This is a genomic window from Streptomyces sp. NPDC006458 (assembly GCF_040612135.1).
Classification (GTDB): Bacteria; Actinomycetota; Actinomycetes; order Streptomycetales; family Streptomycetaceae; genus Streptomyces.
Map to the genome: position 1 here is coordinate 1 of NZ_JBEXPR010000051.1, position 20,582 is coordinate 20,582.

Genomic DNA, 20,582 nt, shown 5'->3' on the forward strand with positions numbered 1-20,582 from the left:
CCGTGACGTCGACGATGGTCGACGTCACGGGCGAGATGCCGACCTGGCAGGAGCCGCCGTCCAGCACGAAGTCGACGGCGTCACCTAGCTCCGCCCGGACGTGGTCCGCGGTGGTGGGACTGACCGATCCGAAGCGATTGGCGGACGGCGCCGTGACGCCCCCGCCGAAAGCCGACAGCAACGCGAGCGCGACAGGATGGTCGGGCACCCGCACGGCCACCGTCTCCAGCCCACCCGTCGCCTCCAACTGCACGCGCCTGCCGCGCCGCAGGACCAGCGTCAGCGGCCCCGGCCAGAAGCGTTCGGCCAGCAGGCGCGCGGTCGCGGGCACCTCCTCAACCCAGTCGTCCAACTGGTCTGCCGCGGCGATGTGGACGATCAGCGGGTGGGACGGCGGACCGTTCTTGACCCGGAAGATCCGCGCGACGGCGTGGTGGTGTGAGTCGAGGAGCGTCGACTCGGCCAGCGCCGCCAGGTACGTTCCGTCACCCGCCCTTCCCAGCAGGTGGTGGAGTCGCCCGCTGCCATGCCGGTCGACGCGATACCACTCAACGACCGGCCCTGTCCCCCGCGTCCGCCGGAGCGTTTCCTGGGTGCGGCATCTCGTTCGACGGCACGGCCGGAGCCCTCCGACGGCACGCCTCATCGCGCCAGGTCGGTCACCAGGTCGCCGAGCACCGACTCCTCCTCCACGCGCACACCCAGCTCCGCCAGCGCCTCGGGCAGACCGGGGTCCCACGGCGCCTGCGCCGGCAAACCGGTGAGCGGCGGCCCCGCGGGGTGCACGGACACGGCGGCGCGGTAGTCGGCCGCGGTGTAGCGCCAGGGGCGCCAGGGGACGCGGCGCAGCAGCGCGGAGGCGATGCGCAGCCCACCCCAGTCGAAGTCTCCGTGGTAGAGGAGCTCGGTTCCGCCCTCGTGCAGATGACGCAGAAGGGTGAGGGCGGCGGCGGAGGGCTGGCCATGGAGGCAGACCAGCGGCGCGGCGCTCGGGCCGTGGGCGTCGGCCGCCGCGGCCAGGACGGCGGGGTTCTCGCAGATCCGGACGGACGCGGCCGGGGTGGGAAGCGGGCCGCGGACAAGCTGGCGCAGGGTCAGTACGGCGGGCTCGCCCGCGTCGGCGGTCCAGTCCAGGGCGGGCGTGCCCCGCAGGTTCAGCGTGAGGACGGTCGAGGACAGCTCGTCGCGGAGCAGGCCCGCCGAGGCCCATGCCTCCCGGCGCCACTGCGCCCCGGTTCCTTCGGGGAAGCCGGTCAGGGCGCGGACGCCCGAGAGGGTGACGGTGGCCAGGGGGGTGCCGTCGTCCAGTGCGTGGGCGCTGCCGAGCCGCCGGGCCGCGAAGGCAGGGAGCGAGAGGGGCGGGTCGACAGGGAGGGCCGCGAGGGCGACGGCGGCCGGGCCGAGGAGGTCCCGGGCGGCGGCGGGAGTGGCGGCGAGGCGCCGGACCAGGCCGTCCGTCCGGAGCCGGTCGGCCCACGCGGCAAGCGCTGGGACCCGGTCCGCGAGGACGTGGATCGGGGCGTACGCCTCCCGCCAGGCCCGCTCCTCGGCGGCGCGGGCCGGGCCGAGCGCCACGATCGGCCCGGTCAGCAGGGCCACGGCCGCGGCCAGGCCACCGGGGCTGATCCCGGACCGCCTCAGGACGGCGTCGACCTCGTCGAGCCGGACGCTGAGGGAGCGCCCGCTGCCGGGAGAACGCCCCAGAAGGCGTTCGACCGACACGCGCTGGGCCGGTGTGGGCGACGAAAGGGCGACGGGCCCGGTGAGGGGCTGTTCACGCTCCAGCCGTCGGCGCGCCCTGGCGACCAGCCAGTCGAGGTCGGGGCCACCCAGCAGGCGGCGCAGCCTGGCCTCGTCCAGCGGCTGGTCGCCGGGTGTCAGTTCCACGACGGTTCCCGTCCGGCGGCCTGCGGCTCCGTGTCCGCGTGGTCCGGGTCCCGCACCGGGTCGGCGCGCCGCAGCCGCCGGCTGCCGTCCCATTCCCAGCGGGTGACGAGCACCGCCGCCACCTCGTCGACGCGGGACAACTGGGCGATGGCGACGCCGGGCACCTGCGGGTAGCAGGCCCACTCCCGTTCGCTGGTCATCACCACGTCGAGGTCGAACGCGTGCAGAAGGCCCAGGCACTTGGCCCGCGAGTCGTCGTCCACACCCGCGAACGCCTCGTCGAGGGTGACCAGTCGGGGCGCGTACGGGCTGCCCGCACTGGCGTAGTGCGAGGAGGCCGCGGCGAACAGCGGCACGGAGACCGCGAGGACCCGCTCCCCGCCGGAGGCCGGGCCGGTGGCGGGGACCCAGCGGCCGTGCTGGTGTCGCTCGACCGCGAACTCGTGCCAGGCACGGTAGTCGAGGGCCGCGGTGAGGTGTTCGAGCCAGCTTCCGGAGGTGTCGTCCGACTGCTGCCGGGCGATCTGCGCCTGGAGGAACTCGCCCACCGCCGTCCGGTCCTGCGGGGTCCAGGCGTCGGCGGACTGACGCAGCCGCTCACGGGCCGGCGCGAGGCCGGAAGGAGCCTTGCGGGAGGCGCGCCAGACCAGCCGCAGTTTCATGCCGGTGGACGTGGGGCGGTCCTCCAACTCGGCGTTCATGTCGCGCACCTGCCGCTCGGCCGCTCCGATGAGTTCCTGGAGGGTGCCCGCGACCTCCGTGATCAGGTGGGTTTCGAGGATCTCCCGTTCGTGGGCCGAGAGGATCCGGGTGAGCTCGCCCACCTCCGCGGTGAGTGCCTCGGCGAGCTCGGGTACGGCGCGCTCGCGGCCCTGGTACACGATGTCGACGACCATGCCCTCCTCCACGATCCGGGCGGAGGCGATGTGCCCGTGCCGGGACAGAGTGTCCTGCAGGGTCTTGAGCTCCTCGCTCAGCCGGCGCTGCACGCGTTCCCAGGCGCCGTCCGAGTCGTCCACCGAGGCCAGAGCCGATTCGATGGCGCGGGCGAGCGCGATCGCCGGCGTGGCCGCCCAGGGACCGTCGTCAGCGGGCGGCACGGAAAGGTCCGGCAGGGCTACGGTGATCAGGCCGGTGGTGGTGAACCGCTGGAGGCCCGCGACGGCCTCCGCACGCGCCTGGGCCGCTTCCGTAAGACCCTTCTCCAGTTGCTCGATGCGCCCTTCGGCCCTGCTCGCCTCGCGGTCCGCCTCGACCTCCTGCCTGCGGGCCAGCCGCTGGCCGGCCTCGCATCCACGCAGCGCCTCGGCGGTCTCGGTGAGCCGTCGCTGGAGTTCCGCGACGGCCGCCCCGACGGTGGAGCGCAGCGTGGTGTGACGTTCGTCCGCGGCCGCAACCTCGCGCCCGGCGTCCTCGCAACGTCGGGTGAGCTCCGTGGTCCGTTCCGCCGCCTGCGCGGCTTCGGCGCGTTCCTCCTGTGCCCGCCGAGCCGTCTCGACGCGTTCACGCAGGGCCGGCCACAGAGCGGCCAGCGCCACGGCGAGCGTGCCATGGGCGCGGCGTACCTCGGCCAGGCCCGCCCGGTCGGCGGGCATGCCCAGCTCGGCGGCGGTCGAGGCGAGTTCGGCGGCGCTCCGTTCGGCCAGCCGGGCCGCTTCCTCGTGGTCGGCGGCGCGCTCCTCGCGCCGCAGGCGAGCCCGGAGCACCGACTCGGCGGCGGCGGTCACCTGGGCGTGGGCCCGGGCGAGGGGGCCCTCGTCCGGTACGCCGGTCAGCTCGGCGTCGAGGGTGCCGCGCCGCTCGGCGATCTGCGCGGCCTGCGCCTCGGCCGCGTCCGCGTATGTCCGCAGCAGGCCGAGTTCCGCGTGCAGGGCCGCGACGCGGGCTCGCCGCGCCGCCTCCCGTGCCCCCTCGCCGACGTACTCGGCGGCGGTCTTGGCCCAGCGGCCGGTGAGCGCGCCGATGCGGAACCGGCCGTCCGGCGCCACCCAGGTGCCGGTCCGGCTGTCGTCGCCGGCGCCGATGGCGGCGAGCAGCCGTGCCACCGTGTCCACCCCCACCGCCGCGGCCCGCTCGTCACCGTCGTCGGGGGCTGGGCGCAGCAGAGTGGCGAGGGAGTGCCCGGCCGCCGGTCCGGCCGCGGGGGAGAGCAGGACGTCGTATCCGTCGGCGGCGAGCGCGGAGCCGTCGGGGAGCACCCACGCGTCGAGCAGTCCGGAGGCCTGCAGTGCCGCCTCCAGCCCGGCGCGCTCCTGCTGCGGGCAGTCGTCGCGGAAGTCCACCAGCCGCCACAGCGGCGCGCCGGGAAGCCCCTCCCGCAGACCCGGGGTGCGGGTGAGCGGGGGCTGGGGGGCCTGTCCGCCGCCGGCCTCCAGCGTGGTGAGCTCCTCACGAAGGCGGTCGGCTCGTTCCGCGAGCTCCGCCGTCCGGCGCGCCGCTTCGGCCGCGAGACCGGCCAGGTGTGCGGAGGCGGCGCCGTGAGCTCGTGCGGCCTGGGTGCGAGCCGGGTAAGGGCCGTCGAGGTGGTGCGTCCATTCCTGGAGTTCGTCGAGCAGGCCGGGGAGGTCGGAACAGGCCAGTTCCGTCCAGGCGCCGACGTGTTCGCGTACGGCGTCCAGCAGGGCCACTCCCGCATGTGCGGCGGCGTCCTGCGCCCGGCCCTGCACCGCGGTGGCCTGGCCGAGGTCGGTGTCCGCCTCGTCGAGCCGGGCCGATGCCCGGCGCCGGGCATCGGCCTTGCGCTCGGCCCGCTCCGCGAGGTCCTCGGTGTGCGCGAGGGCCCGCAGCCCGCGGTCCGTCACCTCCTGGGCCGCGCGCCGCAGTTCGGGTTCCGCCGGCTCGGGCGCCGCGGGCAGGGTGACCCGTGCGGCCTCGGCGGCCTCGCGTGCCTGGCGGAGGGTGTCCTCGACGAGGCGGTCCGTGCTGCGCAGTCCGTTCTCCGCGGCGGCGAGCCGGCCGAGCGCCCTGGTGTGCAGGCCGGCGGCCCGGTCCCGGTCGTCCCGCGTCTGGTCCAGGGCGTGGTGGGTCCGTTGCACGGCCTGGGCCGCCTGTTCCAGTTCCCGCGCGCTGCGCATCTCGGGGCCCTCGCGCAGGGCCGCGTCCTGGGCCCGCAGCCGGGCCTGGGTCTCTTCCAGGGCGGCGATCCGTTCCGTGGCCGCCGCCCGCTCCTCACCGGCCCGGGTCCGCCGGTCCTGGGCTTCGGCGAGGTCCCGTTGGAGGTGCTCGTAGCGGGAGTGCTCCGCGCGCGGGAGGCGGGCGCGCCGGCGGGCGGCGATCCGGGCGTAGCGCCGGTAGTGCTCCAGGAAGGCGGAGGCGGCCCGTTCGGCGGCGGACGCGGCCGCCAGTTCCTCTTTCTCCTCGTCCAGGGAGCGGAACGCCTCCGCCACGTCCGCAATGACCGCCTGGTCCATGGGCGGCAGTGCCTCGGTGAGGGCGCGGGACAGGGCCGCCTCGTTGGGGCGCTTGGACAGCTGGGGCTGGCGCAGCTGGATGAGCAGGTCGACAAGGGCGCCGTAGCGCTGCTCGCCCAGGCCGAAGAGTGCCTCGTCGACGGCCCTGCGGTAGGTCCTGGCCTGGTCGTGGACCATGCCGTGCCCGGCGACGGCCTCGGCGAGCCGGTCCCGGGACAGGGCGGTACCGGTGGCGTCGAGCAGGCTGAGTGAGGTCGGAGCGGCCCCTTGGCCGTGGTCGACGCGCTGGTCCGTGAGCGCGTACCAGTGGCGGGCGATACCGCGCCCGCTGACCGCCTTGAGTCCGCAGAGCAGCGTGCGGAAGTGCCGCTCGCCGCCGGTCTCGTCGCGCCTGCCGAACTCGATCCAGGTGTAGCCGAGCCGCTCGGAGTGCGGATGCTCGCCGCCGAGGAGCAGGTTCCACTCCATCCGCTTGCCCGGGTCCCCGTCGGGCTCGACCCGGCGTGCGCTGAGGTCTCCGTCGAGCAGGAAGGGCAGGGTCAGGGCGAGCACCTTCGACTTGCCGGTGCCGTTGTTGCCGCGCAGCAGCAGGCGTCCGTCCCGGAAGTGGAACTCCTCGACGTCGTAGTGGAAGAGGTCGACGAGTCCGATGCGCAGCGGCTGCCAGCGGGTGCGCTGCGGGTCGGGGAGGCGGGTCACTGTTTGCCGGCCTTTCGCTGTGCGGGCATGCGTGCGCCCGGTTGGAGTACGACGGTCTCGCCGACCGCGTACCGGGCGAGGGCCGGGCGCGGCGTCACGCCGTGGGCGGTGCGGGAGACCAGCCCGAGAGCGGCGAGCCGGGCGACGGCCTGTTCGACGAGTTCCGCCTCCATGCCGGGCTCCCGTGCGGACCTGGCCCAGAATCCGCCGTGCTCGGCGGCGAGTTCCCGGACACGGAGCGCCAGTTCGTCGGCGGGTACGAGCCGTCTCGCCGCGGCCAGGTACTCGGCGAGCAGCAGCGTGATGTGACCGTGGGTGCCCTGCTCGGGCATCCGGACGTCGGTGAGGTCGTCGTCCGGATCGACCATGGCGATGCCCTCGGCCCGCACCTCGGCGACCAGTCCGGTCAGTTCGGTGATGCGGGCGGTGAGAAAGCCCCGCTGGCGCGTGAGGTAGCCGAGTTCGGCGTCGGTCAGCTCGTCGTAGTACAGGACCGGGTCGTCCAGGAACCTGCGGGTCAGGGAGCGGCGGATCGCGCGAAAGCGCAGCTCGTCGCTGTCCAGGGCGGTCTCGGCGACGAGTTCGGCGAGGCGGTCCGCGGGCAGTTCGGCGTGGACGGTGGAGGGGCCGCGGCGCGCGGCGAGCAGCCCGGCCAGTACCCGCCGTTCCACGTCGTACAGCACGTCGCCGGCGCCGCTGACGTACGCCTCCTCGTCGCCGGCGACCCGCCTCAGCACGCCGATGGCGAGGAGCAGCCGTACGACGGCGGCGAGGTCGAGGCGCTCGTCGCGGCGGTCCAGGGTGAAGTGGATGCCCGCCCGGGCGAGGTGGGGGTCGGCTGCGTCGAGGACGACCTGATCGGCGAGGCGGCCGAGCGCGATCTGGGCCTCACCGCGTTCGAGGGCGGCCAGGGCGAGGCAGAGCAGGACGTAACGGCGCCGCGTGAAGGGGGCGGCCGCGCGGGTCGCCTCGCGCGCGGGGTGGGTGGGGTCGGTGAGGACTCCCGGGGTCTTGTGCAGGCGTGCGGTCTCGGCGTCCGTGTGGAGGGCCCAGCCGGTGTTGCGGTCGAACCATTCACGCAGTTCGGAGGCATGGCGGCGGACGAGGCGGAACTCGTCGGCGTACCGGCCGCGGGCGAGCAGCAGGGGCTGTCGCAGCAGGGCGCGGGCCGCCTTGCGGAGGTCGGCGGCGTGCTGTCCGTCGAGTACCTCGGCCAGGGAGGTGCTCATGGCCTGCCGCCTTCCGCCGTCAGGTCGACGATCTCGATGAGGTGGTCGGGCCCCCGGAAGACGCCGCCGGGCGTGCGGATCTCGGCGGTGCTGCCGTCGGCGAGCGCGCTCAGCCGGATCTCCATGGAGCCGTCGTTGCTGGTGGCCGAGGTGTGCCGCATTCCTGGCCGCCAGGTGGACAACGCGTCGCCGAGGAGGTTGAGGAAGAGACCGAAGGACACGGGGTCGAGTTCACCGAGTCCGGAGAGCCGGGTGACTCCGTCGGTGACGAGCCGGGCGCGGGCCGCCGCGGTCTCGGCGGCCTGTTTGGCGGCCACCTCGGCGAGCCTGCGGCGTGCCTCTTCTCGGTCCTCCACCTTCCGCGGCTTGCCGCGCCGCTCATAGCTGCCGGTGCGGCGCAGCTGGGGGCTGATCCGCAGCGGCTCGGCCTCGGCCCACGGTGTGGCCGCGGCCACGGGCACTGCCACACGCGCGGCCAGCGACTCGGCATCGACGGTCAGATGCCGGGCGGGATACAGACCGAAAGCGGTGCGCCACAGCCGGTGCCGGGCGTCGTCGTCCGGCGCCTCGGCGAACCAGCGGGCAAGAGTGCGGAAGTCCGCGGACCGGTCGGAACGCCCGGCCCTGCGCTCGTTCAGCGCCCGTACGACGGCCAGGAGCTGCGGGATGGCGCCGAGGGCCCGGCCGCGCAGCAGCCTGGCCTGCGACTCCCGCCCCTCCCTGCTGATGAACCAGGCGACGAGCCCCGTCCAGCGTCCGGCCCACCGCTCGTACGCCTGTCGCTCCGCGTGCTCGGCCTCCTCCGGCGAGGCGTCCGCGGCCTCGCGGCCGGCGGCGGCCCGCAGCAGCGACTCGATGCTCCCGGCGGCCTCCAGTTCCAGGATCAGCCGGGCGATCCGCCCACCGAGGGTGATCAGGTCCTGGATGAACCGCTCCAGGTACTGGATGAGCCGGTCCTTGTAGGCGAGGAAGACCTCCTCCTCGACGTCGTGGAGGTCGATGGTCCGCTGCAGGGAGCCCATGAAGGCCCGTGCGTTGTCGGCGAGGGCCGTGAAGCGGCCGGCGAGCGCGTCAAGAGTCAGATGGACTTTGGCCTGATCCGGTCGCTCCTCGGCGGCCAGTACGAGGAGGGCCCGCAGCTGGGTGACGATGTCGTGCAGGGCGACGGCCTGCAGGGCGCCCCGCCTCCCGAGAGCCTCGTCGTAGACGCCCAGCGCTTCCTCGGCCGCTTCTCCGGCCCGGGTGAGCTGGTAGATGTACCGCTTGCGGTAGAAGTCCTCGACGGCGGTGACACGGGCGGTGTCGGGATCGGCACGCAGATTCCCCCAGCCGACCAGGCTGTCCAGCGCCTTCACCACCGCGTCCGGTTCTGCCGGCCGGGCCTCGGCCGGCAACGCGGCATGTACGTCCTCGGGACGCAGATGTACGGCGAACCGTTCCTTGGCGATCACGAAGGTCCGCATCACCTGACGGTAGAGATCCGTGTTCTGCACGGTGAGGTGGGCGAAGGGTCCGTACCCGTCCGGGCGGGATTGCTGGGCGGCGGTGCTGTCGGTCATCGCCGACCATTGTCCCCCCAGCCGGAATCCCCTCGGTCCCGGTTCCCGGGGTTGGCTGATTCCAGAGGTTGGCGGACTCACACAGCCCGGCGGCCAGGGGCGTTCAGGCCGTCCCGGCCGCACCGAAGGTGTCCGCGCTCGTCCCCGGGCCTGCCGACGCGACGAGCCTCTCGCGGTCAGGAAGCACGGTTGCCTTGTCTGTCTGCTGGGCGCTCCGGGAGGTAGCTTGATGGAGAGGGCCCCTGAAGGAGGGCGATCCGATGCCGTGGTTCGTATGGCTGCTCGCCGCCGCGGCGCTGGGCGCGGCGGAGTTCTTCACCCTGACACTGGTCTTCGGGCTGCTGGCGGGCGCAGCGTTGGTCGCCGCCGTGGTCGCCGGTGTGGGGGTGGGGGCTCTCGGCCAGCTCGTGGCCTTCGGTGCCGCGGCCGCGGCAGGGGTCGTCCTGGTGCGTCCTGTAGCGCTGCGGCACATGGCACAGCAGCCCCTCACGCGCGAGGGCAGCGACGCGCTGATAGGAAGGCGGGCCGAGGTGATGCAGGAGGTGACCGCTTCCCGCGGCCTGATCAGACTCTCGGGCGAGGAGTGGTCCGCCAGGGCTCTCGACGAGAGCCTCGTGATCCCCGCGGGGGCGTTGGTGGACGTCATGGAGATCGACGGCGCCACGGCGATCGTCTACCCCCGAGATCTCCTCCCGTGAACGGACGAGCACAGCAACGGAGGCACGGTGGACCCGATTGTCATCACCCTTCTCGTGGCGGTCATCGTCGTCGTCTTCCTCATCGCCTCAGCCGTGCGGATCGTCCCGCAGGCACGCCGCTACAACATCGAGCGGTTCGGCCGGTACCTCCGGACGCTGCAGCCGGGCCTGAACCTGGTCCTGCCGGTCGCGGACCGCGTCAACACGAAACTCGACGTGCGCGAGCAGGTCTATTCGTCCGACCCCAGGCCGGTGATCACCGAGGACAACCTCGTGGTGAACATCGACACCGTGCTCTACTACCAGATCACGGATCCGCGGGCGGCCGCCTACGAGGTCGCCGACTATCTGCAGGCGATCGATCAGCTCACCGTGACGACGCTGCGCAACGTGATCGGCAGCATGGACCTGGAGGAGACGCTCACCTCGCGTGAGGAGATCAACTCCCGGCTCCGCGCCGTCCTCGACGATGCCACCGGCAAGTGGGGCATCCGCGTCAACCGCGTGGAGATCAAGGCCATCGATCCACCGCACACCATCAAGGAAGCGATGGAGAAGCAGATGCGGGCCGAGCGTGACAAACGCGCGGCCATCCTGCACGCCGAGGGCGAGCGGCAGGCCAAGATCCTGACCGCGGAAGGCACGAAGCAGAAGGACATCCTGGAGGCCCAGGGCGCGCAGCAGGCGATGATCCTGCGCGCGGACGGTGAGGCGAAGGCGGTGGAACTCGTCTTCCAGGCCGTCCATCGCAACAACGCCGACGCGAAGGTCCTGGCCTACAAGTACCTCGAGACGCTCCCCCACCTGGCGAGCAGCGACAACAACACCTTCTGGGTGATCCCGGGCGAGCTGACCGAGGCGGTCAGGACCGTCACGAGTGCGTTCGGGGACCGGTCGACTGCGGGTCCCGCCCAGCCTCCGCAGCCCGGGGAAGCGGCCGCCGACGACGCCACGCCTCACGGAGACCGGGTCCCTGGGCTCGGCACGGCCTCGACTGTCGCACTCGAGGCCGCGGCGGCCGCGGACGAGGCCGGGAAGCAGGCGGCCGCCGCTGTGAGCGACGCGAAGGCGGAGGCCGAGGCGGCGATGTCGCCGCAGGCGCCACGCCGGGGACGGATGTCCGGCCGCTGAGCCCCCTTGCGGCCCGTGCGCCACCTGGCGAGGCCCGACGTCGCGGGAGGACGGCATGGGTGAGACAGGCACGACGGAGCCCGACGGGTCCGGTCACGCATGTGACGGCCAGGCTCGGACCGCGTGCCTCGGGCCGTGTTCCCGGTTGCGGTGCCCGATGTCGGCCTCCTGCCAGACGGTTCTCTCACGGCAGCGCCTGTCGTTCTCCCCTGGTAGGAAGCCCGGCTCGCGGCCGAGGACTCCCGCGACACCTGACGCCAGTGGTACCTGCCCTGGCGTGCGACCAGGGGCACGCACACTCTCACCGTGCGCGCCACCGCCTGCTGGAGCTTCACCCCCGCGGAAGTCCTCAACCGGCTGTCGGCGGCCGACCAGCCCACAAGGCCGCCCGCCAGAGCGCGCGGCAAACGCCGGCGGACGAGTGCGCATCCCGGGCCCCTGGACTACGAGCCGTTCGGCGTTCTGATCCAGCCCAGGGACCGTTCGACGGCCCGTTGCCAGTTTGCGTACTCCGACGCCCGTCGCGTGGGGTCCATGTCCGGCAGCCATTGGGCCGCCCGGTGCCAGTTGCCGCGCAGCACTTCCAGGTCTGCCCAATACCCGGTGGCCAGTCCGGCGGCGTAGGCGGCGCCCAGGGAGACCGTCTCGGCCGCCATCGGCCGCACCACCGGCACGTCGAGGACATCGGCCAAGATCTGCATGAGGAGGTTGTCGGACGTCATGCCACCGTCGACCTTCAGCTCTCTCAGAGTGAGCGAGGAATCGGCGTTCATGGCGTCGACGACCTCCTTCGTCTGCCAGCCGGTGGACTCGAGCGCCGCCCTGGCCAGGTGCCCCTTGGTGATGTACGAGGTCAGGCCAACGATGACGCCACGTGCGTCGCTGCGCCAGTGGGGTGCGAAGAGACCGGCGAAGGCCGGGACGATGTAACAGCCGCCGTTGTCCTCGACGGTCCGCGCGAGGGTCTCGATGCCCGGTGCGCTGCTGATGATTTCCAGCCGGTCGCGGAACCACTGGACCAGGGCGCCGGTGACGGCGATCGGGCCCTCCAACGCGTAGACCGCAGGCTGCTCGTCGATCTTGTAGGCGACGGTGGTGAGCAGTCCATTGCTGGACCGGACGACCTCGGTACCGGTGTTGAGCACCAGGAAGCTGCCGGTTCCGTAGGTGCACTTCGCCTCGCCCGGGGAGAAGCAGGTCTGTCCGAAGAGCGCGGCCTGCTGATCGCCGAGCGCGGCCGTGATGGGCCTGCCGAGGAGCACCGAGCGGTCCTCGCCGTACCACTCCGCCGAGGACCGGATCTCGGGCAGGATCGCGTGCGGAATCCCGAAGAATCCCAGCAGTTCCTCGTCCCATTCGAGCGTGCCCATGTTCATGAGCATCGTGCGGCTGGCGTTGGTCACGTCGGTGATGTGGCGGCCTCCCGCCGTCCCCCCGGTGAGGTTCCAGATCAGCCAGGACTCCATCGTGCCGAACAGGACGTCGCCGTTAGCGGCCCGCTGTCCCAGCCCGGGCACGTGATCGAAGAGCCAGCGGATCCGTGGTGCGGAGAAGTAGGTCGAGGGCGCCAGGCCGCAGCGTTCCAGGAAGAACGCGTCGCCCGGGTCGCTGCGCAGGTCATCGACGAGCGGGGCGGTGCGGGTGTCCTGCCAGACGATCGCCCTGTTCAGCGGGGTGCCGGTCTGCCGGTCCCACAGGACGGTCGTCTCGCGCTGGTTCGCGATGCCCACGGCCGAGACGGCCTCGGCGGCGACGCCGTCGCCCGCACCGGACAGGGCCTCGGGCACGATGCGTCGCAGATTGCGCCAGATCTCCAGGGCGTCGTGCTCGACCCAGCCGGGCTTCGGGAAGAACTGCTGGTGCTCGCGCTGGGTCACGGACACCAATCGCCCGCGGTGGTCGAACAGGATGCACCGAGTGGACGTGGTGCCCTGGTCGATGGACATCACATACCGTTCGACCATGATCCGGACCGCCTTCCGATGCGTGGAGATGCGCTGCGCGAGGGACCTACCAGCGAGCGGCCCCCAGGTTTCGTGAGATCGCCCAGGCGGCGTCACGGAGCAGGGCGAGCAGCTTGAGTTCCGGCCGGCCCCTGGCGTCGCAGATCCGTTCGACCGGGCCGGACAGGCCTATGGCGCCCACCGCGAGGCCGCCGTGCCCCCTGATGGGCGCGGCGACGCCGGCTTCCCCCATGGTCATCTCCTGTACTTCGCTGCCCCAGCCGTTCTCCCGGATCTCGGCGAGGGCGCGGGTCAGGTCGTCCGCGTGGGCCAGGGTGTGCCGGGTGTACGCCTCCAGCCCGGCGTCGACCGCCGAATCGAGGTTCGCGGTGCCGAACGCCAGCAACACCTTTCCGAGCGAGGAGGCGTGCAGGGGCAGCAGTGCACCCACGTCCAGGGTCTGGAGGGTGTCGTCCGGCCGGAAGACGTGGTGGATGACGAGCACTCTGCCTTCCAGTGGAGTGCCCAGGCGGACCGCTTCGCCGCTGCGGGCGGCCAGGGCGTCGGCCCAGTTGATCGAACGTGAGCGCAGTTCGTTCACGTCGAGGTAGCTGGTACCGAGATGCAGGAGGGCCGCCCCGAGCTGGTACTTTCCGGTCGCCGCGTCCTGCTCGACGAAATCCACGTGCTGAAGGGTGCGCAGAATGCCGTGCGTCGTCCCCTTCGCCAGCCCCAGCGAGGCAGCTACTTCCCCGAGCCCGAGCCGACGGGGTCCCGCGGCGAGCAGGCGGAGGATTGCCGCCGCCCGTTCGATGGACTGGACGGGACCGGCCATACCGCGATTCTAGATCCGCGTTCGCCGTCCCACATCGGCCATGGCACGGAGGTCTCCCCCCAAATCCCGACTTGCGTTCGGTAATGCCGACCGACGTTTCTTGACCGGCTACCTATCACTTCATAGCGTGCGTGGCGTCGGCATCCGTAGGCACCGTTCGTCGAGGAGGGCAGATGGCCACCCAGCTCAACATCGTCGGCCCCAAGGCAGTCGATCACCTCGGCCCCGACGCCGCCGATCTTGTCTGCCCTGTCCCCCACACCCCTGGGGCCGTGCCCGCCGTCCGCGGGCAGGTCCGGCACATACTCGCCGAGTGGGGTCTGTCTCCCGACGCCGTCATGGACGCACTCGTGGTGGTCTCGGAGCTCCTGACCAACGCACTGGTACACGCCGTGCCACCGGCGACGCTGCGGTTGTCGTGGGTCCGCGTCGACGGACATCGGGCCCTGCGCGTGGAGGTGACCGACGCGGGACCCGTCCTCGTCGGTGACGGGTGGCCGACCCCGGACCCGGACGAGCACGGCCGCGGCATCGACATCGTCACCGCGTTGGCCGCCCGCTGCGGCATACGCGTCGACACCGAGGGGATCACACGCTGGGCCGACCTCCCCGCGGCCTGGTCCACTGACGCGCAGGGTTGACCCACTGGGCCTCGAGGCCACCGGGCACAAGATCGGCGATCCGGTCATCCTCATGGCCCGTCCGGACGCGAGTGCCAGGGGCAGCTACGCCGAACACACCACAGTCCCCGCGAGCCAGGTCGTCGCCTGGCCTGCCGCGCTCGACATCACGCGGGTGGCAGCGGTCTGGTCGCGTACTTGACCGCCTACGGCGCGCCCGTCGAGAAGACGAGGACGCGGCCCGGCGACCATGCCCTCATCACAACCACGTCCGGCGGCGGTCGGCCTGGCGGCGATGCAAAGCGCCCATCACATCGGCGCCAGAGGTGACCTTGACGCCCGACATCACGGATGGGGCGAGCCGTCCGAAGGTCACCGTCGTAGCGACCGCCGCAGCCACGACCAGCGGAACGCCTCCATCGCCGCCTGCGTCCGCTGACGCAGCACCCGGGCGGAACCGAAGACCAGCTTCGCCCCCGAGACTCATCGATCCGATCATGGACCGATCCCCCGGCCAAGGCTGGCGCCGCCCGCACCCGCGGGTCGTCCGCCAGCCCCGGCCGCGCGCCCTGCGCCCCGGGCCCGGACGGCCGCGAGCGAGGGGTGAATTCATCCATCCACGCGTCAGCTGACCCGAAGCCCCACCGCCAGCGTCAGTTCAAGGACCCGGTGCGGCGATGCGAGATCAGGAAACAGCTCCCGCAGCTGCGACATCCGGTACCGGACCGTCTGGGGATGGACGAACAACGCCGCCGCCACCTCGTCCCGCCTGCCCTGGTGCAGCAGCCACGCCCGCAACGTCTCCTCCAGCCGCCGTGCGGTCGCGACAGGCAAGGTCCGCAACGGTGCGAGGGCTCGGGCACGCAGGTCTGCGAACGCGTCCACGTCGGCGCTCAGCACCAGCTCGGGCAGGTGGTCCTCAGTGTCGCGAATATCAGAGGAAAGAGAGCGCGCGCGTGCGGCTCGTGCGTACGAGGCGGACGCACGCGCCCATGGCCGGGCCGGGCCGACCACGGCTGTGCGGTCGGTCAGCTGCCGCAGGAGATGCGATCGGTCGGCATCGGGGACGAGCAGCACACCGGTGGCGTCCGGCAGATCGTCGAGGACGAGGGTGCTCGGGTCGAGCGCGCGGTAGGCAGGCCGGGCCTGGGCGGCCGGCAGCAGGACCGCGGTCAGCGAAACCGGAGGCTGCCACCCGGCCCGCTGAGCAGAGACCAGCAGCACGTCCGGGCTCGCGCTGGCGAGGAGGTCGCGGGCCAGGTGCTCCAGGTGGCGCTCTTGATCTCTGCCCCGGGCGGCCAGTTCGTCGGCGTGGCCCGCGGCGCTCGCGGCGGAGAGCTCGTCGATGTAGGCGAAGGTCAGCTCGGCGAACTTGGCGACCTCGGCGGCGGGCAGACCCGCCGGTACGGCACCCGCTGCCAGGCATCGCCAGGCCACGCGGGCTCCGACGCGGTAGGCGCTGAGCAGGGCGTCCATCGAACGGCCGTCGCGGACTTCGCCGCGGCCCAGCTCGTAGGCCGCGTCACCGCCGTCGCCGCCTGTGGCGTTCCCGCTCGCGAGGTCCAGGTAGTGTCCCAGGGCGGTGCGGACGGCTCGGCGGATGGTGGCGCCCATGTGGCCCGAGAGGGCGTTGGCGTAGGAGGGGACTTCGTCGATGATCGCCTGGACGACCTCGTCGGCGGTGGCCTTCAGGGCAGCCCGAAGTGCGGTGACCGTCGTCTCATCCAGGGCCAGTTCACTGGCCCTCCGGATCACATGGCTCACGTTTTATTCCCTGCGAACAATTTAGCCGACCGGATTTACGTCCTGCGGTCAGGACTTTACGCCCTGAGGCACAGCAAGCTGGAGCCATGACGAGTACAGCCCTCCGCAGCAGGGCGAGGAAACTACTGGAGATGGTCACGACGCCGCTGCTGCCGTCTGACTACCTCGACCTGGTCAGCCCGCTGCGTGCGGGCGCTGACCTGCGGGGGCGCATCGAGGCCGTGCACCCCGAGACGGGTGACGCCGCGACCATCGTGATCAGACCGGGACGGGGCTGGCGCGGCCATACAGCCGGTCAGTACGTGCGGATCGGAGTCGACGTCGACGGGGTGCGCCTGTGGCGTGCCTACTCGCTCACCTCACCGGCCAACCGCCAGGACGGCCGCGTCACGATCACCGTGAAGGCGATCCCGGACGGCAAAGTCAGCAACCACCTGGTCCGCAGGGCGCAACCGGGCACGCTGATCCAGCTCGGCCAGGCGACCGGTGACTTCGTGCTGCCGCAGGCCAAGCCCGCCAAGGTGCTCTACCTCACGGCGGGCAGCGGCATCACGCCTGTAATGGGCATGCTGCGCGACACCGAGTTCGACGACGTCGTCATGGTCCACTGCGCGCCACAGCCGCACGACGTGATCTTCCGCGACGAACTGCACGACCTGGTCGCGGACAAGAAGCTGCAGCTCACCGAGGTGCACACCGACACAGACGGCATGCTCGACATCGCCCGTCTCGACGAACTCGTGCCCGACTGGGCCGAGCGCGAGACCTGGGCCTGCGGGCCCGCGGGCCTGCTCGACGCCGCCGAAGAGCTCTGGACCGAGCACGGCGTCCCAGAGCGCCTGCACACCGAACGCTTCCGCCCCAGCGTCGTCGTCGCCGGCGACGGCGGCGAGGTCACGTTCAGCGCCACCGGCAAGACCGTCGATGCGGATGGCGCAACGCCGTTGCTGGACGTCGGCGAGGAGGCCGGCGTGCTCATGCCCTCCGGGTGCCGCATGGGCATCTGCTTCGGCTGCATCACGCCGCTCAAGGCGGGCGCCGTCCGCGACCTGCGCACCGGCGAGATCACCGAGGCCGAGCCGGGCGTCCTCATCCAGACCTGCGTGTCCGCCGCGGCGGGCCCCTGCGACATCGAACGGTAGGAACACCTTGACCGCCATCGACCCCACCGCCCACCTGACCGCGGAGCAGATCGAGGAGCTTGGCCGCGAGCTGGACGCGATCCGCGACGAGGTGATCGCCAGCCGCGGCGAGAAGGACGCCGCCTACATCCGCAAGGTCATCTCGGCGCAGCGCAAGCTCGAACTGGTCAGCAGGGGCGTGCTGCTGTTCTCGTTCTTCCCGCCCGCGTGGCTGATCGGCACCGCCGGGCTGTCCGTGGCGAAGATCATGGACAACATGGAGATCGGTCACAACGTCCTGCACGGCCAGTGGGACTGGATGCGGGACCCGAAGATCCACTCCACCACCTGGGAATGGGATCACGTCTCGCCGTCCGACCAGTGGAAGCACTCGCACAACGAACTGCACCACACGTACACCAACGTGATCGGCAAGGACAACGACCTCGGCTACGGCATCATGCGCGTCGACGAGGACCAGAGGTGGCACCCGTTCCACCTCGGCCAGCCGTTGTGGAACTTCATCAACGCCTGCTTCTTCGAGTACGGCATCGCAGCGTACGACCTGGAGCTCGGCAAGAACCTGCACAAGCGCCGCCGTAAGGACCCGGAGTTCCGCGCGCGGGCCAAGGCCGTGGGCCGCAAGATCCGCAAGCAGGTTCTCAAGGACTACGTGATCCACCCGCTGCTGTCGGGCCCGTCGTTCCTCACCACGCTCGCCGCCACGTTCACCGCGAACCTGGTCCGCAACCTCTGGTCCCACTCGGTGATCATGTGCGGGCACTTCCCCGAGGGCGTACAGGTCTTCGAGCGCCGGTCGATCAAGGGCGAGACGCGCGGCCAGTGGTACCTGCGCCAGATGATGGGCTCGGCGAACATCAGCGGCAGCAGGGCCATGCACTTCATGACCGGCAACCTGTCGCACCAGATCGAGCACCACCTGTTCCCGGACCTGCCGAGCAACCGGTACGCCGAGGTCGCGGTGAAGGTGCGCGCGCTGTTCGAAAAGTACGAGCTGGAGTATGTCACCGGGCCGCTGCCCAAGCAGGTGTTCTCCGCGTGGCGCAAGGTCTTCCGGCTCTCGCTGCCGAACAGGAAGCCCAAGGTCAGGACGCCGGACCGCGAGCAGGACCTCGTCGCGGCCTGATTCCCGGTATCGGTTCAGCGCTTTCGGCCGTACCGGCCGGCACCGTGGACATCAAGACCGTGTTCGACTGGCTGAAGAACTCCAAGCGACGTCCAGTTCGGCTACGAGATCACGTCGTCGCCGGGCAGCCTGGAGTTCGTCACCCGCGACGTCGACGTCTCCTGGTCCTGACCGGACACGCGCCGCGGCGCACCCGGCACCCGTCATACCCTGATGGGTGCCGGCCCGATGCTGGCGCGGACGACGAGCTCCGGCCTGAGCAGGACGACCTCGTCGCCGGCCTGCCCCCTGACCTTCGCGATGAGGCGGTCGACGGCATGACGTGCCATCTCCCGTGCGGGAATGGTGACCGACGTCAACTACTGCTGTCTGCGGGGTCTGATGCTGGACGGCCGGCGCAAGTCGGTCCAGCCGATGGCGGAGCGGCTGCCGGACGGCAACGAGCAGAACCTCCAGCAGTTCGTGAACCAGTCGACCTGGGATCCGGTGCCGGTGCGGCAGCGGCTCGCGCAGCGGATGGTGCCGCTGATCGGCCCGGATGCCTGGGTGGTCGACGACGTGTCCTTCCCCAAGGACGGCCGGATGTCGGTGGCGGTCGCCCGCCAGTACTGCGGAGCCCTGGGCAAGCAGGCCAACTGCCAGGTCGCGGTGAGCGTGCACGCGGTCTCCGACACCGCGTCCTGTCCGCTGTAGTGGCGCCTGTTCGTGCCCCAGGAGTGGGCGGACGATGCAGTCCGCCGACGCAGGACGGGGATACCGCAGGAGGTCGGGCACCGGGAGAAGTGGCGCCTCGCCCTGGACGTCCTGGACGAGCTGGGGGGATGGGGCCTCGTCCCGCCGGTACTCGTCGCCGATGCCGGCTACGGCCAGAACGCCGACTTCCGCGACAGCCCCCACGGCCGGGGCATCGGCTATGTCGTCGCCGTCCGCTCGGACGTGACCGTCCACCCGCACGATGTGGAGCCGGTCACGCCGCCCCGGTCCAGCCGGGCCAGTGCCGCGTGCGGAAGGCCCAGCCGCAGATGCACCAGCGTGACCAGCAGCCGGTCGGTGAACACGTCGCTGCTTGGCCCCGGCTCCGGCTGCCCGCCGCCGGTCCCCGCCGCGCCGCTCGCGCAGTGCCGACTCCCGGGCCGCTTCCCACTCGGGGGCGAGTTCTTCGAGCAACTCGCCGAAGTGGGCGCGAGAGACCCCGGACAGGGCAGGATGGGAGCAGGCCGCACGGGCCCAGGTAAGCGTCACAACTCACCAAACCCGTGCGGCCCTTGCCATGTCACGGGCTGGCCGGCACTTCCGCTCCTCAAATGGGCAATGTCCCTGCCATGATCCGTGTCATGCGCGCGCAGATCACACTGGCCGGGATGACCGACATCCACCAGGTTCTCGCTGATCATCACCGATACTGGGGAGACCGCGACCTACGGTCCCTGCACCTTCCGGCACTGGTGCAAGAATTCGGTGACACCTGTCTGGTCGCCCGAGCCGAGGACGGAATCCACGGGTACGTCATAGGGTTCGTCACCCCGACCGGCACTGGGTACGTACACCTGATCGCCACCCGGGACGACGCTCGCGGCACCGGCCTCGGACGCAGTCTGTATGCGGCGTTCGCCGAGGTCGCGCATAGCCACGGCGCACTGCGATTGAAGGCGATCACGTCACTCGGAAACGCCGGCTCAATCGCATTCCATCGCAGCCTCGGCTTCGACGCGACGGTCGTCGATGACTACAACGGCCCCGGCCAAGCCATGGTCGTCTTCCATCGCGTTCTGCCGTTCGACTGGGCACAGCGCTGAGCGACCAGCCGACCCATCACAGGCAATCGCTCCCCAGGCCGTTGGTTCAGAGAAGGTGCTCACGCCCGAGCTGTGGCAAGACCTGCTCGAGCAGTACGGGCTCCGCGTCCACAGCATCACCGTCCTCGACGCCCCCGAGGCAGACAACCACGCCTCATACCGCCTGTTCCAGGTCCGCCGCCCGGCGCACATCACCGCCCGCCCGCGCACCGCGAAGCCGCCCGCCGCCCACGCCGCCCTCGGCGTCGGCGCCGTACTGCACGGACCCCAAGGCCTCCTCCTCGGCCGGCACCGCCTCGGCACACGAGAACTGCCCGGCGGAACCGTGGAACCCGGAGAATCACTCCAACAAGCAGTCGTACGCGAACTCGCCGAAGAAACCGGCCTGACCGCCGACCCCGCCGACGTACGCCTCCTGGGCATACTCCTCGACCACGTCGGCGACATCGTCCGCGTCACCTGCGGCGCAGTCGTCACCCACTGGCACGGCGAACCGGCCGACCAGAGCGGCGAAAGCGTGGGCGACTGGCGCTGGTGGCCACTGGACGCCCTGCCCCCCGACCTGTTCGAATGCAGCGCCCAGATCCTCACCGCCTGGCGCCCTGACCTCCCCATCAACCACACCCCCGCCCACTACACCCCCATCAACCACCCACCGACCGCCTCCACATGACCCGACTTCCCGTGAGGACCCTCAGTGATGCAGGGCCACCACGCGGCGGACGGCCCACCGGCCAGACCGC

At 71.6% G+C, this 20,582-nt stretch carries 16 protein-coding genes and 2 pseudogenes; 8 read left to right on the top strand and 10 right to left on the bottom strand.

The genetic code is table 11. The annotated features are described in order from the left end of the window. From ABZZ79_RS37585 to ABZZ79_RS37605, 5 genes are all read right to left on the bottom strand, one after another. On the bottom strand, positions 1 to 475 hold a 475-nt coding region (locus ABZZ79_RS37585), incomplete at its 3' end, for an L-threonylcarbamoyladenylate synthase (RefSeq protein ID WP_356696856.1). Between the two features lie 167 nt (positions 476 to 642). Then, positions 643 to 1,887: a TIGR02679 family protein gene (locus ABZZ79_RS37590; protein WP_356696814.1), complete on the bottom strand. Its 1,245-nt coding sequence runs from the start codon at positions 1,885 to 1,887 to the stop codon at positions 643 to 645. Further along, a complete protein-coding gene (locus tag ABZZ79_RS37595) occupies positions 1,878 to 5,996 on the bottom strand; it encodes a TIGR02680 family protein (protein ID WP_356696816.1) in 4,119 nt (1,372 codons plus the stop codon). The genes ABZZ79_RS37590 and ABZZ79_RS37595 overlap by 10 nt, the downstream gene beginning before the upstream one ends. Further along, on the bottom strand, positions 5,993 to 7,225 hold the full coding sequence (locus ABZZ79_RS37600) for a TIGR02678 family protein (protein WP_356696818.1): 1,233 nt from the start codon (positions 7,223 to 7,225) through the stop codon (positions 5,993 to 5,995). Before ABZZ79_RS37600 ends, ABZZ79_RS37595 begins: the two co-directional genes overlap by 4 nt. Further along, positions 7,222 to 8,784, bottom strand: a complete 1,563-nt coding sequence (locus ABZZ79_RS37605; protein WP_356696820.1) for a TIGR02677 family protein — start codon at positions 8,782 to 8,784, stop codon at positions 7,222 to 7,224. The genes ABZZ79_RS37600 and ABZZ79_RS37605 overlap by 4 nt, the downstream gene beginning before the upstream one ends. Positions 8,785 to 9,044: 260 nt before the next feature. Between ABZZ79_RS37605 and ABZZ79_RS37610 the strand changes: the two genes are divergently transcribed. Both ABZZ79_RS37610 and ABZZ79_RS37615 read left to right on the top strand, forming a co-directional pair. After that, positions 9,045 to 9,482, top strand: a complete 438-nt coding sequence (locus ABZZ79_RS37610; RefSeq protein ID WP_356696822.1) for an NfeD family protein — start codon at positions 9,045 to 9,047, stop codon at positions 9,480 to 9,482. 27 nt (positions 9,483 to 9,509) lie between these two features. Continuing rightward, positions 9,510 to 10,613, top strand: coding sequence for an SPFH domain-containing protein (locus ABZZ79_RS37615; RefSeq protein ID WP_356696824.1), 1,104 nt, complete (start codon positions 9,510 to 9,512; stop codon positions 10,611 to 10,613). A 443-nt stretch (positions 10,614 to 11,056) separates the two neighbouring features. Here the strand turns inward: ABZZ79_RS37615 and glpK are convergent, their stop codons facing one another. After that, positions 11,057 to 12,577, bottom strand: coding sequence for a glycerol kinase GlpK (gene glpK / locus ABZZ79_RS37620; RefSeq protein WP_356696826.1), 1,521 nt, complete (start codon positions 12,575 to 12,577; stop codon positions 11,057 to 11,059). A 46-nt stretch (positions 12,578 to 12,623) separates the two neighbouring features. Beyond that, a complete protein-coding gene (locus ABZZ79_RS37625) occupies positions 12,624 to 13,391 on the bottom strand; it encodes an IclR family transcriptional regulator (RefSeq protein ID WP_356696828.1) in 768 nt (255 codons plus the stop codon). Between the two features lie 173 nt (positions 13,392 to 13,564). Here ABZZ79_RS37625 and ABZZ79_RS37630 point away from each other — a divergent pair, with 173 nt between their 5' ends. Further along, on the top strand, positions 13,565 to 14,032 hold the full coding sequence (locus ABZZ79_RS37630) for an ATP-binding protein (protein WP_356696830.1): 468 nt from the start codon (positions 13,565 to 13,567) through the stop codon (positions 14,030 to 14,032). A 603-nt stretch (positions 14,033 to 14,635) separates the two neighbouring features. Here ABZZ79_RS37630 and ABZZ79_RS37635 read toward each other — a convergent pair. Then, positions 14,636 to 15,775: a helix-turn-helix domain-containing protein gene (locus tag ABZZ79_RS37635; RefSeq protein WP_356696832.1), complete on the bottom strand. Its 1,140-nt coding sequence runs from the start codon at positions 15,773 to 15,775 to the stop codon at positions 14,636 to 14,638. Positions 15,776 to 15,861: 86 nt separating this feature from the next. Between ABZZ79_RS37635 and ABZZ79_RS37640 the strand changes: the two genes are divergently transcribed. Next, on the top strand, positions 15,862 to 16,917 hold the full coding sequence (locus tag ABZZ79_RS37640; RefSeq protein WP_356696834.1) for a ferredoxin reductase: 1,056 nt from the start codon (positions 15,862 to 15,864) through the stop codon (positions 16,915 to 16,917). Positions 16,918 to 16,924: 7 nt separating this feature from the next. Then, a complete protein-coding gene (locus tag ABZZ79_RS37645; RefSeq protein WP_356696836.1) occupies positions 16,925 to 18,043 on the top strand; it encodes an acyl-CoA desaturase in 1,119 nt (372 codons plus the stop codon). A gap of 203 nt (positions 18,044 to 18,246) precedes the next feature. Here ABZZ79_RS37645 and ABZZ79_RS37650 read toward each other — a convergent pair. Then, positions 18,247 to 18,402: pseudogene (locus tag ABZZ79_RS37650) on the bottom strand (substrate-binding domain-containing protein); the annotation flags it as partial. Here ABZZ79_RS37650 and ABZZ79_RS37655 point away from each other — a divergent pair. Beyond that, positions 18,386 to 19,027, top strand: a pseudogene (locus tag ABZZ79_RS37655) (IS701 family transposase); the annotation flags it as partial. The pseudogenes ABZZ79_RS37650 and ABZZ79_RS37655 overlap by 17 nt on opposite strands. On the opposite strand, the gene ABZZ79_RS37660 reads toward ABZZ79_RS37655, so the two are convergent. After that, entirely contained in the window at positions 18,955 to 19,101 is a 147-nt protein-coding gene (locus ABZZ79_RS37660) for a hypothetical protein (protein WP_356696858.1), read from the bottom strand. The pseudogene ABZZ79_RS37655 and the gene ABZZ79_RS37660 overlap by 73 nt on opposite strands. Positions 19,102 to 19,377: 276 nt before the next feature. Between ABZZ79_RS37660 and ABZZ79_RS37665 the strand changes: the two genes are divergently transcribed. Both ABZZ79_RS37665 and ABZZ79_RS37670 read left to right on the top strand, forming a co-directional pair. Next, positions 19,378 to 19,839 (top strand): GNAT family N-acetyltransferase, encoded by a 462-nt coding sequence (locus tag ABZZ79_RS37665; RefSeq protein WP_356696838.1) that lies wholly within the window; start codon positions 19,378 to 19,380, stop codon positions 19,837 to 19,839. A gap of 55 nt (positions 19,840 to 19,894) precedes the next feature. Then, positions 19,895 to 20,512 (top strand): NUDIX hydrolase, encoded by a 618-nt coding sequence (locus tag ABZZ79_RS37670; protein WP_356696840.1) that lies wholly within the window; start codon positions 19,895 to 19,897, stop codon positions 20,510 to 20,512. The last annotated feature ends 70 nt before the right edge of the window (positions 20,513 to 20,582 follow it).

Bases quoted from the DNA above. Each gene is read 5' to 3' on its own strand.
- ABZZ79_RS37600 (WP_356696818.1), bottom strand. From the start codon at position 7,225: ATGAGCACCTCCCTGGCCGAGGTACTCGACGGACAGCACGCCGCCGAC.
- ABZZ79_RS37605 (WP_356696820.1), bottom strand. From the start codon at position 8,784: ATGACCGACAGCACCGCCGCCCAGCAATCCCGCCCGGACGGGTACGGA.
- ABZZ79_RS37610 (WP_356696822.1), top strand. From the start codon at position 9,045: ATGCCGTGGTTCGTATGGCTGCTCGCCGCCGCGGCGCTGGGCGCGGCG.
- glpK (WP_356696826.1), bottom strand. From the start codon at position 12,577: ATGGTCGAACGGTATGTGATGTCCATCGACCAGGGCACCACGTCCACT.
- ABZZ79_RS37625 (WP_356696828.1), bottom strand. From the start codon at position 13,391: ATGGCCGGTCCCGTCCAGTCCATCGAACGGGCGGCGGCAATCCTCCGC.
- ABZZ79_RS37630 (WP_356696830.1), top strand. From the start codon at position 13,565: ATGGCCACCCAGCTCAACATCGTCGGCCCCAAGGCAGTCGATCACCTC.
- ABZZ79_RS37640 (WP_356696834.1), top strand. From the start codon at position 15,862: ATGACGAGTACAGCCCTCCGCAGCAGGGCGAGGAAACTACTGGAGATG.
- ABZZ79_RS37665 (WP_356696838.1), top strand. From the start codon at position 19,378: ATGCGCGCGCAGATCACACTGGCCGGGATGACCGACATCCACCAGGTT.